This is a genomic window from Nocardioides piscis, from assembly GCF_011300215.1.
Taxonomy (GTDB): Bacteria; Actinomycetota; Actinomycetes; order Propionibacteriales; family Nocardioidaceae; genus Nocardioides; species Nocardioides piscis.
On sequence record NZ_CP049866.1, the window covers coordinates 3,212,340 to 3,225,043 of the forward strand.

Annotated in this window: 13 protein-coding genes; 8 read left to right on the top strand and 5 right to left on the bottom strand. The window is 70.6% G+C overall.

All coding sequences use genetic code 11. From position 1 onward, the window contains the following. Nucleotides 1-76 precede the first annotated feature (76 nt). The 3 genes from G7071_RS15770 to G7071_RS15780 all read left to right on the top strand — a co-directional run bounded on the left by G7071_RS15770 (nt 77) and on the right by G7071_RS15780 (nt 3,412). A complete protein-coding gene (locus G7071_RS15770) occupies nt 77-1,432 on the top strand; it encodes a non-ribosomal peptide synthetase family protein (RefSeq protein ID WP_166320337.1) in 1,356 nt (451 codons plus the stop codon). Then, nucleotides 1,433-1,699 (top strand): tyrosine-protein phosphatase, encoded by a 267-nt coding sequence (locus G7071_RS20070; protein ID WP_166320339.1) that lies wholly within the window; start codon nt 1,433-1,435, stop codon nt 1,697-1,699. 384 nt (nt 1,700-2,083) lie between these two features. Continuing rightward, nucleotides 2,084-3,412 carry an HNH endonuclease signature motif containing protein gene (locus G7071_RS15780; RefSeq protein WP_246210063.1) on the top strand — a complete coding sequence of 443 codons (1,329 nt, stop codon included), beginning with the start codon at nt 2,084-2,086 and terminating at the stop codon, nt 3,410-3,412. 101 nt (nt 3,413-3,513) lie between these two features. Here the strand turns inward: G7071_RS15780 and G7071_RS15785 are convergent, their stop codons facing one another. Next, on the bottom strand, nt 3,514-3,696 hold the full coding sequence (locus tag G7071_RS15785; RefSeq protein ID WP_166320341.1) for a hypothetical protein: 183 nt from the start codon (nt 3,694-3,696) through the stop codon (nt 3,514-3,516). 174 nt (nt 3,697-3,870) lie between these two features. Here G7071_RS15785 and G7071_RS15790 point away from each other — a divergent pair, with 174 nt between their 5' ends. Continuing rightward, the gene (locus G7071_RS15790) at nt 3,871-5,952 is read left to right on the top strand and encodes a M3 family metallopeptidase (RefSeq protein ID WP_166320343.1); all 2,082 of its coding nucleotides are present in this window, start codon (nt 3,871-3,873) and stop codon (nt 5,950-5,952) included. Between the two features lie 3 nt (nt 5,953-5,955). Here G7071_RS15790 and G7071_RS15795 read toward each other — a convergent pair whose 3' ends face one another. From G7071_RS15795 to G7071_RS15810, 4 genes are read right to left on the bottom strand one after another with little or no spacing between them, the layout of a single operon-like run. Further along, nucleotides 5,956-6,999 carry an NAD(P)H-binding protein gene (locus G7071_RS15795; RefSeq protein ID WP_166320345.1) on the bottom strand — a complete coding sequence of 348 codons (1,044 nt, stop codon included), beginning with the start codon at nt 6,997-6,999 and terminating at the stop codon, nt 5,956-5,958. A 1-nt stretch (nt 7,000) separates the two neighbouring features. Next, nucleotides 7,001-7,462, bottom strand: a complete 462-nt coding sequence (locus tag G7071_RS15800) for an SRPBCC family protein (RefSeq protein WP_166320347.1) — start codon at nt 7,460-7,462, stop codon at nt 7,001-7,003. A gap of 25 nt (nt 7,463-7,487) precedes the next feature. Next, on the bottom strand, nt 7,488-8,360 hold the full coding sequence (locus G7071_RS15805; protein WP_166320349.1) for an SDR family oxidoreductase: 873 nt from the start codon (nt 8,358-8,360) through the stop codon (nt 7,488-7,490). A gap of 47 nt (nt 8,361-8,407) precedes the next feature. Next, entirely contained in the window at nt 8,408-9,175 is a 768-nt protein-coding gene (locus tag G7071_RS15810) for an SDR family oxidoreductase (RefSeq protein WP_166320351.1), read from the bottom strand. Between the two features lie 50 nt (nt 9,176-9,225). Here G7071_RS15810 and G7071_RS15815 point away from each other — a divergent pair, with 50 nt between their 5' ends. The 4 genes from G7071_RS15815 to G7071_RS15830 are packed head-to-tail and all read left to right on the top strand — an operon-like array spanning nt 9,226 to nt 12,698. Next, complete coding sequence (locus G7071_RS15815; protein ID WP_166320353.1) at nt 9,226-10,008, top strand: enoyl-CoA hydratase family protein; 783 nt, start codon at nt 9,226-9,228, stop codon at nt 10,006-10,008. After that, the gene (locus G7071_RS15820; RefSeq protein ID WP_246210064.1) at nt 10,005-10,889 is read left to right on the top strand and encodes a CoA transferase subunit A; all 885 of its coding nucleotides are present in this window, start codon (nt 10,005-10,007) and stop codon (nt 10,887-10,889) included. Before G7071_RS15815 ends, G7071_RS15820 begins: the two co-directional genes overlap by 4 nt. After that, the gene (locus tag G7071_RS15825) at nt 10,886-11,686 is read left to right on the top strand and encodes a CoA-transferase subunit beta (RefSeq protein WP_166320355.1); all 801 of its coding nucleotides are present in this window, start codon (nt 10,886-10,888) and stop codon (nt 11,684-11,686) included. Before G7071_RS15820 ends, G7071_RS15825 begins: the two co-directional genes overlap by 4 nt. Then, nucleotides 11,679-12,698 (top strand): NAD(P)H-dependent flavin oxidoreductase, encoded by a 1,020-nt coding sequence (locus tag G7071_RS15830; RefSeq protein WP_246210065.1) that lies wholly within the window; start codon nt 11,679-11,681, stop codon nt 12,696-12,698. Before G7071_RS15825 ends, G7071_RS15830 begins: the two co-directional genes overlap by 8 nt. Nucleotides 12,699-12,704 lie beyond the last annotated feature (6 nt).

Genomic DNA, 12,704 nt, shown 5'->3' on the forward strand with positions numbered 1-12,704 from the left:
GGAGCCACGGCCGAGCTCGGTGAAGCTGCGGTCTTCGCCCCTGTCGTGTAACTGCGAGTTACACTAACCTTCGGCGGTGGACACCCGACTGGACTACATGGATCACGCCTCCTACACAGCGTTCCGAGCCATGGGCCACCACCCGGTGCTGCACTACACCTGGGTCTACGACCGGCCGGTTGACGTGGCGGCGCTGCAGCGGTTGTCCGAGCGGTTGCACCGCGGACGCCTGGCGCGGCTGGTCCAGCCCTCGCCGACCTGGGGTGGGCGGCATCGCTGGGTCCGCCCCGACGAGCACGCTCGGATCGAGGTGGAGCGGTCGACCCGGCCGCGCTCGCAGATCCAGCAGTGGTCGCTCGAGGTCTCGCGTCGTCCGATCGACCCGGAGGTCGGTCCGCCCTGGCGGTTCGGCGTGCTGTCGCTCGACTGCGGAGGGAGCGCGGTCGCGCTGGTGGTCTCGCACACGGTGACCGACAACGGGGCGATGATGGCAGCGCTCGCGGAAGCGCTGGGAGAGCGCGACCCGGGCGTCTATCCCCGTCGCGGAGCCGTCCGGCGAAGCCGGTGGGGAGAGCTGCTCGAGGTGATCACCTCGGTTCCGGAGAAGGTACGGGCGGTGGTGCTGACCCTGCGCAGAGTTCGGTCGGGACGTCGGCTGTCGACGGTCGCCCCGCGACCACCGGCTCCTCAGGGGAGGCTCTACACGCCTCCTCAGCGTCCGCCGACTGCGAGTCCTTGCCTCGATGGTGCGGCACGCGCGGTCACGTTCGTCCCTGAGACCGCGTGGGCCGCGTGCGCCGAACGCCTCGGCGGCACTCCGAACGTGCTGGCCACGGCCGTGGCCGCTCGGCTGGGCCAGCGGTTGGGGCGCACGCAGCAGGACGCGAGCGTCAACGTCACCGTCCCGGTCAGCATCCGCAAGGGCGACGACGACCTGCGCGGCAACGCATTGTCATACGTCGTGGTCAACCTCGACCCGGACGTCGGTCCGGTCGACCTGCGACCAGCTCGAGCCGCCCTCAAGGCCGTCCTGACCGCACAGGCCGACAGCCCGCTCCCCTTGCTCGCGGCGCTGCCGCTCGTCCCACTCGTGCCCGTGTGGCTGCTGCGGCGGCTGGAGAAGTTTGCTCTCGGCGCCGACGTGCAGACAGTTGGCTGCTCCAACCTCGGGCGGGTCTCCGACCGGGTCATGCAGATCGACGGTGCTCCTTGCCAGTACGCCTACTGCCAGTTCAACGAGCCGGGCCGTCCGACGGCGGAGCTGGCCAGGATGGGCGGTCAGGGCTTCCTGGGGGTGACCACGTCGGGCGGGCGGGCGACGGTCAACTCGGTCGCCTTCCGACCCGGTGCGGACAACAGCGACGCCGCGCTCCTCGACCTCGTCCATGCCGTCCTCGACGACTTCGGCCTGCACGAGCGCCTGACGTGGTGAGTGCGAGCCGGCTCGTCAGGGTCGCCGGATGACGCTGAGCTGGGACGGTGCTCGCAACCTCGCCGACCTCGGGGGCTCCCACTTCTCACCGGCGGCCGCACGGCGAGCTGTCGCGTCTTCCGGTCCGCGGCTCGGGAGTGGATGACTGAACGTGGCTGGGCGGATGCGCGGGCAGCCGGGCTCACGACGGTCGTCGACCTGCGCAACGACATGGAACGCGGCCGGCTTCCTGTGCACCCGCCGCCTACCTCATCGATGCAGTCGTGAGCGAGGAAAACATCGCGAGGCTGGAGCGCCTGCTCGCGGAGTGAGGCTGGCAGCTGGCGTCGGGGGGCGTTGTCGGTCTCAACCTAGGAGCGGTCGTTGATCCGCTCGTCGCTGGCGCCTAGAGGCGCGGAGAAAGGCGACGTCAGTTGCGCACAGGCCGATATTTCTCTTGCGGCCTTATTCGAACATGTGTACGATCAAGCCAGTAGTTGGCACCCGGTCCCGGAGAGGGGCTAGGAGACACGCAGAGAACCGGATGTGCCCCGGACGCCTTGACGGTCACGCGTGTCGCACTGGCGTCGCCCGACAATGCCCCGGGGAACCCACCGCTTCCGTCCTGGTCCGGTGGTCTGGTTCCCAGCGGGTTGATCGGGGGTGGTGGCAGTGAGTGAGGCAGCTGAGTGGCGTGCGCCTGGTGTCCCGGCGTCGCCGTCGCCGGTGCTGGCCGAGGCCATCAGTCGCGTCACCCACGCCCTGGACGAGTTGGTGGCGGTCTCGCCCACGAGCCTGTCGGACGAGGACGTGGTCCGACTGGTCGACATCGCGACGACGTTGGTGGACCGGGCGAGCGGGGTGGTGGCCGCGGCGCTGGGTGAGGCCGACCACCGTCGCCTCGGTGACGCAATCGGTGCCAGGCACACCGCCCAGTGGTGGGCGCGCCGGTCGCGGCTGACCCGGCCTGAGGCGCACCGCCTGACCCGCCTCGCACGCCGGCTCACCGATTCGTTGCATGCGCCGGTGCAGGCTGCGCTCGCCGGCGGGGAGGTCCACCTCGACCAGGCGGGCGTGATCGTGGCCGCGGTCGACTCGATCCCGACCAACCCCGCCGACCTTCCCGCCAACGCCGAGCCACCGGCGGTGCTGAAGGCCCGCGCGATCGAGCACCTCCTGATCGCGGCCAAGGACCACGACGCAGTCGCGCTGAAGATCCTCGGCCGCCGGATCCTCGACATCGTCGCCCCAGCCGTCGGGGAAGCAGCCGAAGCCAAAGCACTGGCCGATGAGGAAGCAGCCGCAGCCCGCAAGGTCACCCTCACCCTGCGCGACAACCACGACGGCACCACCACCGGCCGGTTCACCATCCCCACCGCCGCAGCTGAGGCGATGCGCAAGCAGCTCCTCGCCATCACCAACCCCAGGCACCAGGCCGTCACCGACCCCGACAGCGCGCCGGTCGCGACCCCGGCACCGGAGGACCCGCGGCCGCTGTACGCCCGCCTCGGGTGGGCGCTGGTCGAGTGGATCGAGGGCTACCCCTGCGACCTCCTGCCCGCCGCCGGGGGCACCACCGCCACCGTCGTGGTCACCATGGGCCTCGACACCCTCCTCGGCGGCCTCGCGGCCGCGTCCCTCGACACCGGCACCCGCATCAGCCCCGGACACGCCCGCCGGCTCGCCTGCGAGGCCGGGATCATCCCCGCCGTCCTCGGCGGACCCTGCGAGGTCCTCGACCTCGGCCGCACCCGCCGCTTCCACACCAAGGCCCAACGTCTGGCGATGGCACTGCGCGACAACGGGTGCACCGCCGAGGGCTGCGACCTGCCCCCCGCCGCCTGCCACGCCCACCACGACCACCCCTGGTCAGAAGGCGGCCCCACCAACACCACCACCGGCCGACTGCTCTGCCACCGCCACCACCGACTCATCCACGACCCCCACTACGACACCACCCACCTCCCCGGCGGAAAGGTCGCCTTCCACCGACGGACCTAGGCCAGACCCGAGAAAGACCTTCTTCACAACAGGGCAGGCGTCTGACGGATCCCCCGATGAGCGTGCCCATGAAGAGGACTCCTCTCATCGGAGGCGGGAGCTCACCAGCCGTCCAGCGAGAGCAGCACGCCAACGGCCAGCAGACCGACAACGGTGGCGAGCACCAGCAACACCGCCCCGTTCGCCACCTGCGCATTCGAGCCCTTGGCAATCTGTCCCCTGCCTCCCACCAGCAGCGCAACAAAGACAACAACGACGAGCCAGGCCACGAGTGCGATGTCCACGGGAAGAACCGTAAGGACCCGACGCCCTGCACCTGCGTGGGCACGCCGTCAGTCCAGCGACCAGAAGCAGAAGACGGGTGCACACAGCTGCGAGATTCGAACCGAACTCGGAGTCGTCGACGGGCTGCCGGCACCCACGCCCATACATACCGGCCCCTTTGCTTTGATGGCCACATGACCAACTCGCTCCTGAGCCCCTCGACGCTCCCGTTCGGCCTGCCTGACTACGCCAACCTGAGGGACGACGACTTCCGCGAGGCGATCGACCGGGGCATGGCCGAGCACCTGGCGGAGCTGGCGGTGATCGCGAGCAACACCGATCCCGCCACGGTGGCCAACGTGCTGGAGGCCTGGGAGCGATCCGGCTCACTGCTGACGCGGGCGATGAACGCGTTCTGGGTCGCCAAGTCGGCCGACACCAACGACGAGCGCGACGCCATCGAGGAGGAGTTCGCCCCGCGACTGGCCCAGCACGAGGACGCGATCCTGCTCAACCCCGACCTCTACCGTCGCCTGACCGAGCTCCGCAGGCGCGCCGACGAGGGCCAGGTCTCCCTCGACGACCAGGAGGCCCACCTCCTGACCGAGCAGATCAAGGACTTCGAACGCGGCGGCATCGCGCTGCCCGAGAACGACCAGGAGCGGCTGCGCGAGCTCAACACCGAGCTGGCGACGCTGGCCACGAAGTATGACCAGCTCCTGGTCGCGGGCCGCAACGCCGCCGGTGTCCTGATCACCGACGAGGCCGAGCTCGACGGGCTGAGTGCGGACGACAGGTCAGCAGCCCGGGAGGCCGCCAAGCAGGCCGGCCAGGACGGCTGGCTCATCACCATCACCAACACCACCGACCAGCCTGCCCTCGCCGACCTCACCAACCGTGCAGTGCGCGAACGGGTCTTCCGGGCCAGCACCGAGCGAGGGGCCAAGCCGGGCGAGCACGACACCCGCGGCGTGCTGCTGGCGATGACCCGGCTCCGCGACGAGCGCGCCCGCCTGCTCGGCTTCCCCCACCACGCCGCCTATGCCGCCCAGGACGGCTGCGCGGGCAGCACCGAGGCCGTCAACGAGATCCTCGGCCGGCTCGGCCCGGCCGCCTTCGAGATCGCCCGGGCGCGCGGTCAGCAGCTGCAGGCCCACCTGGAGTCCATCGAGCCGGGCGCGCGGCTCGAGCCCTGGGACTGGGCGTATGTCGAACGCCTGCTGCGCGCCCAGGAGGAGGTGCTCGACCAGGGCGCGCTGCGCCCCTACCTCGAGCTCGAGAACGTCCTGACCCACGGTGTCTTCGCGGCCGCGACAGCGCTCTATGGCATCACCTTCCACCGCCGCGACGACCTCGTGGGCTACACCCCGGACGCGCGGGTCTATGAGGTCCGCGAGGAGAACGGCGACGTGCTCGGCGCCGTGGTGATCGACCCCTACACCCGCCCGACGAAGCAGGGCGGCGCCTGGATGACCAGCATCGTCGACCAGAGCCACCTGCTCGACGACTCCCCCGTCGTCACCAACACCTGCAACTTCCCCCCGCCGGCACCCGGCAGCCCGAGCCTGCTGTCGTGGGACAACGTCATCACCCTCTTCCACGAGTTCGGCCACGACCTGCACGGCCTGCTCTCCGACGTCCGCTTCCCCAGCTGCAGCGGCACGGCCGTCCCCCGCGACTTCGTCGAGTTCCCCAGCCAGGTCAACGAGATCTGGGCGTTCGAGCCGAGCCTGCTCGCCGACTATGCCGTGCACCACGAGACAGGCGAGCCGATGCCCCCCGAGTGGGTCGAGCAGCTGCGCGACATGGCCGGCAAGGACACGTTCGGGTATGCCGAGCTGCTGGCCGCCTGCATCCTCGACCAGGCCTGGCACCAGACCGCCGCAGCCGACCTGCCGGCCGACGTCGAGGGCGTCGAGGCGTTCGAGCGCGCCGCCCTGGAACGTGCGGGCGTCGCCCATGCCCCGATCCCGCCGCGCTACCGCTCGACCTACTTCCACCACATCTTCGGTGGCGGCTATTCGGCGGCCTACTACTCCTACCTCTGGTCGGAGATCATGGACGCCGACACGGTCGCCTGGTTCACCGAGCAGGGCGGCCTGAGCCGCGACGCGGGCGAACACTTCCGTCGCACCCTGCTCGCACCCGGTGGCTCGGTCGAGGCGATGGACAGCTATCGCGCGTTCCGGGGCGGCGACCCCGACCTGAGCCACCTGCTCAAGCGGATCGGCGCAGAGCAGCCCCCACCCGCGGGGCAGGCCCCACCCGCGGAGTAGCCCTCAACCACCAAGGTCGCGCAGGACGCGGAGCCGGTGCCGGAGCAGGCCGACTCCGGTCCGGAGCGTCCGCGGCGCCCGCAGGGCGTCGAGGAGAGGGGCCCGCTGGCGGGTCCACTCAGGATCGCTGGCCAGCGGGCCCTCGAGACCGACCCCGGTCACCGCCCGGGTCATCGCCTCGCGCACCGTCATGAGCGCAGGCCCGGAGGCCGGCACCCAGGTGGCCTCGGGCCGGCAGACCATGTCGTGGCGCAGCGAGTCGACCAGCGCTGTGACGGTCCAGAACGGCGCGCGGACCAGGCCGGCGGTGCCGATCGCGACCAGGAGCGGGGGCGCGACCAGGGCCGGCACCCGGACGCGCAGCAGCCGAGCGGCCCGGTCGTGGCTGGCGAGCAGCTTGGGATAGGGCAGGACGTCCGGGCCACCGATGTCCACGGCCCCCGTCAGGTCGGACGAGTCCCCGAAGGCCTCCACCAGCGCACGCACCGCGTCGGTGACGGCGATCGGCTGGACACGTGAACGCATCCAGCCGGGGATGGGCTGGATGACGAGCAACGACCCGAGCTGTCGGATGACCTCGAAGGACGTCGAGCCGGCGCCGATGATCACCCCGGCCCGGAGCGCCACCGTCGATGCGTCGGCGAGGAGGAGCTCCTCCTCGACCTCGAGCCTGGAGGCGAGGTGGGCCGACAGGTCGTCGCGCGGCACGTCAGGCACGAGGCCGCTGAGATAGACCAGGCGCGTGACGCCGGCCTGGTCGACTGCTCGGCGTACGACCTGGGCACCCAACAGGTCGCGGCCGGCGAACTCCCGCCCGGCCATCGAGTGCACGAGATAACACACGCCGTCGACGCCGACGAGCGCGTCAGCGACCTCGGTGGCGTCCGTGACGTCGCACTGGCGCCACTCGACGCCGGCACCCCAGGCGAACCGCTCGGGATCCGGCGGCGAGGACGAGGCCGCGACGACGTCGTGGCCCTCGTCGAGCAGGGCAGGGACCAGCCGCGAGCCGACGTAGCCGGTGGCGCCGAGGACGAGGATCCGCATGTCACTCCCCCAGGTGGCGCAGCATGTTGTGGGCGAACCGCTTGCCCATCCCGGCCACGACTCCGTGCATCACCGTCTGCACGGCCAGGCGTGAGATCCGCGGCAACGGGAGGTCGCACCAGATCTCGAGGTCGATCGCGACGTGCGTGCCCGACCCCTCCGGCCGCAGGACATAGCTGCCCTCGACGCCTGTGCGCTCGTCGGGCTTCGACGGGTCGTGGGCGAAGCCGATGCGCGTGGGCTCGTCGAAGGTCATCACCTCGGTGAAGGTGGGTGCGATCGTCGCACTCATCACCGGGATGTGGGCCAGCTGCCAGGTCCACCGGTCCCCGTCGACGTCGATGCGTTTGAGGTATGGCGTCAGCTTGGGCAGCAGCGTCGGGTCGGTGAGCACCGCCCACACCTTGTCGGGAGATGAGCGAAGGGTTGCCTCTGACGTGTTGCGGGCTCGGAAGCGGTTCACGCGCCCGAGCCTAGGCAACCCGTGATCACGTGCCGTAGACCGGCTCGGGCGCGAGCCCCTCGGCGACCAGCTCGCGCATCGCGTCCCCCACCTCGCCGGCCTCCCACCGTCGGCCGAGGTCGCGCGAGGCACCGTGGCGCCAACCGTCCTCCAGCGTGAGCCGGCCGCCCTCGATCTCGATCACCCGGCCGGTCAGGTCACAGTCGGCCGAGGCCAGCCACGCGACGACAGGCGAGTTGTCCTCGGGCTCGGGGAGCTTGGCGTCGAACACGCCCTCGGTCATCCGGGTCTTCGCCACCGGAGCGATCGCGTTGACGCACACCCCGACCCGGCCGAGCTCGGCGGCGGCGACGAGGGTGAGGCCCGCGATGCCGGCCTTGGCGGCCGAATAGGCGCTCTGGCCGATCGATCCCTGCAGGCCTGCCCCCGACGAGGTGTTGACGACGCGCCCGACGCGCTGGCGGTCGGCCTTCGACTCCGCACGCCAGTAGGTCGCAGCGTGGCGCAGCGGGGCGAAGTGGCCCTTGAGGTGGACCCGGATGACGGCGTCCCACTCGTCCTCGGAGGCGTTGACCAGCATCCGGTCGCGGACGAAGCCGGCGTTGTTGACGAGGATGTCGAGCCCGCCGAAGGTGTCGATGGCCTGCTGCACCATCGCCTGCGCCTGGTCGAAGTCGGCCACGTCGGCCGTGTTGACCACGGCCTGGCCGCCCATCGCCTCGATCTCCGCGACGACCGACTCGGCCGGGGTCTCACTCGTGCCCTCGCCGGCGAGCGAGACGCCGAAGTCGTTGACGACGACCTTGGCTCCCTGGCGTGCCAGCTCGAGGGCGTGGGCGCGCCCGATGCCGCGGCCGGCTCCGGTGACGATGGCGATGCGATCGGTGAGCAGGGTCATGGGGTTTCCTTTCGTCGGGGTTTCGTGACGGGCGCAGAGCGCCCTCCTCAACCGCCGAGGGACGTGAGGACGTGGGTGAAGATCGGGGGTTCGCCGCCTCCGTGGCACTCGACGCTCGCGCCGGAGACATAGGAGGCGAGGTCGCTGGCGAGGAAGACGGCGACGTTGCCGACCTCCTCGGGGTCGGCCATCCGGCCGAGCGGGATGGTGGCCTCGATCGCGGCGACCGTGTCGTCGCCGCCGTAGTGATCGGCGCTCTGCGGGGTGCGACAGAGCCCCACGTTGATCGAGTTGAGCCGCACCCGGGGCGCCCACTCGACTGCCAGGGAGCGGGTCAGCGAGTCGAGACCGGCCTTGGCGGCGCCGTACGCCGCCGTGCCGGGCGAGGGACGCAGGGCGCTGATCGAGGAGACGTTGACGATCGCCCCGCCGGTCTCCTGCTCCTGCATGACCGCGTTGGCGGCCTGGGCCATCAGCAGCGGCGCGGTGAGGTTGAGCCCGAGGATCTTGTCGTGGAGGCGCGGCGAGGCCTCGGCCGCCAGGGCGTACGGCGCTCCGCCGGCGTTGTTCACCAGCACGTCCAGTCGCCCGTGGCTGCGCACGATCGACTCGACCAGGGCCGCGACCGCGTCGGCGTCGCGCACGTCGCACTGCCGGTGGGTCGTGCCCGGGGCCGGCGCAGCGACGGCGGACCGGGCGCAGGTGACGACGTCGGCACCGGCTGCGACGAAGCGAGCCGCGATCCCGGCGCCGACGCCTTGGGAGCCACCAGTGACGAGGACCACGCGGCCGGGGAGGTCCAGGGAGATCGACATGGCTGATAGCCTACCAAGCAAACGTTTGGTTTGTGCGACGGAGGACTGGGATGACGATCACGAGCGAGCTGCGAGACGACGGGATCCGAGTGATCACGATGGCGGCACCACCGGTCAACGCGTTGACGGTGCAGGGATGGTTCGACCTGGCCGGCGCGCTCGACGAGGCCAGCGCCGACATGGCGACCAAGGTCGTCGTCCTGCGCGCCGAGGGCAAGGGCTACAACGCCGGGGTCGACATCAAGGAGATGCAGAACTCCGCCGGCTTCGACGCTCTGATCGGCGCCAACAAGGGTTGCTTCGCCGCCTTCAAGGCCGTCTACGAGTGCTCGGTGCCGGTGATCGCCGCTGTCCACGGATTCTGTCTCGGCGGCGGCGTGGGCCTGGTCGGCAACGCCGACATCGTGGTGGTCAGCGACGACGCCTACTTCGGCGTGCCCGAGGTCAAGCAGGGCGCGCTCGGCGCGGCCACCCACATGGCCAGGCTCGTGCCGCAGCACCTGATGCGCACCCTCTACTTCACTGCCCGCACGATCAAGGCCACCGAGCTCGTGCAGCACGGCTCGGTCTATGCGGTGGTGCCCCGCGAGCAGCTCGACGAGACGGCCCTCGAGCTGGCGGCCGACATCGCCGACAAGGACACCCGGGTGATCCGAGCCGCCAAGGAGGCGCTCAACGGCATCGACCCGATCGACGTGAACAAGAGCTATCGCTTCGAGCAGGGCTTCACGATGGAGCTCAACCTGATGGGCGTCAGCGACGAGCTGAGGGACACCTTCGCCGGCACGGCGAAGAGTGCACACAGTTCCGGAACCGAAAAGAGCAAGCAGTGAAGCCACGGACCAAGCAGATGACGATCGACGAGGTGGTCGGGCGCCTCGAGAGCGGCATGACCATCGGCATCGGCGGCTGGGGCCCGCGGCGCAAGCCGATGGCGTTGGTGCGCGCGATCCTCCGCTCCGACCTGACCGACCTGACCATCGTGTCCTGGGGCGGCGCGGACGTCGGGCTGCTCGCGGACGCCGGCAAGATCAAGAAGCTCGTCTATGCGTTCGTCTCCCTCGACTCCATCCCGCTCGAGCCGCTCTTCGGCCTGGCCCGGCAGAACCGGACCATCCCGGAGATCTGCGAGTGGGACGAGGGCATGTTCTTCACCGGCCTCAAGGCGGCCTCCGAGCGGCTGCCCTTCCTGCCGATGCGGGCCGGTCTGGGCTCCGACGTCCTGCGCAACAACCCCGACCTCAAGCTGGTGACCAGCCCCTATCCCGCCCCCGACGGCGAGCTCGAGGAGCTGGTCGCCGTACCGGCCCTGAGGCTCGACGTGGCCCTGGTGCACATGAACCGCGCCGACGCCCACGGCAACGCGTCCTACCTCGGCCCGGACCCCTACTTCGACGACCTCTTCGCGATGGCGGCCGACCAGGTGTTCGTCTCCTGCGAGCAGGTCGTCGACACCGCCGGGCTGAGCGTCGACACACCCGTGCAGCGGCTGCTGCTCAACCGGATGATGGTCACGGGTGTGGTCGAGACCCCCAACGGGGCGCACTTCACCACGTGCACCCCTGACTACGAGCGGGACGAGAAATTCCAGAAGCACTACGCCAGGAGCGCTGCGGACCCGGAGGCATGGGCCGCTTTCAAGCAGCGGTTCCTCTCGGGCGACGAGGACGCCTACCAGGCCGCGGTCGCCGACTGGACGAAGGAGCAGGCATGAGCACCGAGACCAAGACCGAGACCGGCACCGAGATCAGCCGCGCAGAGGTCTGCGCCGCTGCGGTCGCCGACGCGTTCTCCGACGACGGCGAGATCTTCGGCTCGCCGATGGGCATCATGCCGATGCTGGGCGTGCGGCTGGCCAAGCTCACGTCCAACCCCGACCTGGTCATCTCCGACGGCGAGTCACTGTTCCTGGGCGGCGTGCCGCCCCTCTTCGCCAAGGGCGACGTGGTCGAGGGGTGGATCCCCTTCCGCCGGGTCTTCGACGTCGTGGCCTACGGCAAGCGGCACGTGATGATGGGCGCCACCCAGATCGACCGCCACGGCAACCAGAACATCTCCGCGATCGGCGACTTCGCCCAGCCCAGGCGTCAGCTCCTCGGCTCCCGAGGCGCTCCCGGCAACACCGTCAACAACCGGACGTCCTACTGGGTGGCCAAGCAGAGCCCCCGCGTCTTCGTCGAGCAGGTCGACGTGGTCAGCGGCGTCGGCCCCAAGCTGGCCCGCGAGGCCGGCCCCGCCGCCAGCCGCTTCAACGACATCCACCGGATCGTCACCAACCTCGGCGTCTTCGACGTCAACGGTCCCGACGACACCGTTCGTCTCCTGTCGGTCCACCCCGGCGTCAGCCTCGACGAGGTCCGGGCCGCGAGCGGGTTCGAGATCGCCGGCCTGGGTTCGGGGTCGGACGCCGACGTCAGCACCACGCGCGTGCCGACCGCCGCCGAGCTGATGCTCATCCGCGAGGTCCTCGACCCCAGGAAGCTGCGCGAGCGGGAGGTCCCCAGTGCTTGAGCAACAGCTGCGCACCCCGCTCACCGAGCTGACCGGTGTCCGCCACCCGGTCGTCCAGACCGGCATGGGCTGGGTCGCGGGCCCGCGCCTCGTCAGCGGCACCGCCAACGCCGGCGGCCTGGGCATCCTCGCCAGCGCCACCATGACCCACGCCGAGCTCGAGCAGGCGATCATCGAGGTGAAGGGCCGCACCGACGCCCCGTTCGGGGTCAACCTGCGCGCCGACGCCGCCGACGCGCCCTCGAGGTGCGACCTGCTGATCGAGCACGGCGTCAAGGTCGCCAGCTTCGCCCTCGCCCCCAAGCCCGAGCTGATCGCCAGGCTCAAGGAGCACGACATCGTCGTGATCCCCAGCGTCGGCCTGCCCAAGCACGCGGTGAAGGTCGCCGGGTGGGGTGCCGACGCGGTGATGATCCAGGGCGGTGAGGGCGGCGGCCACACCGGCAGCGTCCCGACGTCGCTCCTGCTGCCCACCGTCCTCGACGCGCTGGCCGGCTCGGGCAGCGACATCCCGGTCATCGCAGCCGGCGGCTACTTCGACGGCCGCGGCCTCGCGGCAGCGTTGTCGTACGGCGCTGCGGGGATCGGCATGGGCACGCGGTTCCTGCTGACGGCCGACAGCTCGGTCCCCGAGGCCGTCAAGCGGCTCTACCTCGGCTACGACCTCAACGGCACGGTCGTGACCGACAAGGTCGACGGGATGCCGCACCGGATGCTGCGCACCCCGCTGGTCGAGGAGATCGAGGAGTCCTCACGGTTCCGACGACTACCCCCACGATCAGGCGCACGCTGGAGTTCAAGCGCGACTCGCAGATGTCGTGGCGCGAGCTGGCCGTCGACGGCCGCGCCATGCGCAAGGCCCAGGGGCGATCGATGGCGCAGATGGCGCTGGCCGCCAACACGCCGACGATGCTCAAGGCCGGACTGGTCGAGGGTGACACCTCGGCCGGGGTCCTGGCCGCCGGACAGGTGGTCGGCGTGCTCGACGACCTGCCGACCTGCGAGGAGCTGATCGACC

Bases quoted from the DNA above. Each gene is read 5' to 3' on its own strand.
- G7071_RS15790 (WP_166320343.1), top strand. From the start codon at position 3,871: ATGACCAACTCGCTCCTGAGCCCCTCGACGCTCCCGTTCGGCCTGCCT.
- G7071_RS15795 (WP_166320345.1), bottom strand. From the start codon at position 6,999: ATGCGGATCCTCGTCCTCGGCGCCACCGGCTACGTCGGCTCGCGGCTG.
- G7071_RS15805 (WP_166320349.1), bottom strand. From the start codon at position 8,360: ATGACCCTGCTCACCGATCGCATCGCCATCGTCACCGGAGCCGGCCGC.
- G7071_RS15810 (WP_166320351.1), bottom strand. From the start codon at position 9,175: ATGTCGATCTCCCTGGACCTCCCCGGCCGCGTGGTCCTCGTCACTGGT.
- G7071_RS15815 (WP_166320353.1), top strand. From the start codon at position 9,226: ATGACGATCACGAGCGAGCTGCGAGACGACGGGATCCGAGTGATCACG.
- G7071_RS15825 (WP_166320355.1), top strand. From the start codon at position 10,886: ATGAGCACCGAGACCAAGACCGAGACCGGCACCGAGATCAGCCGCGCA.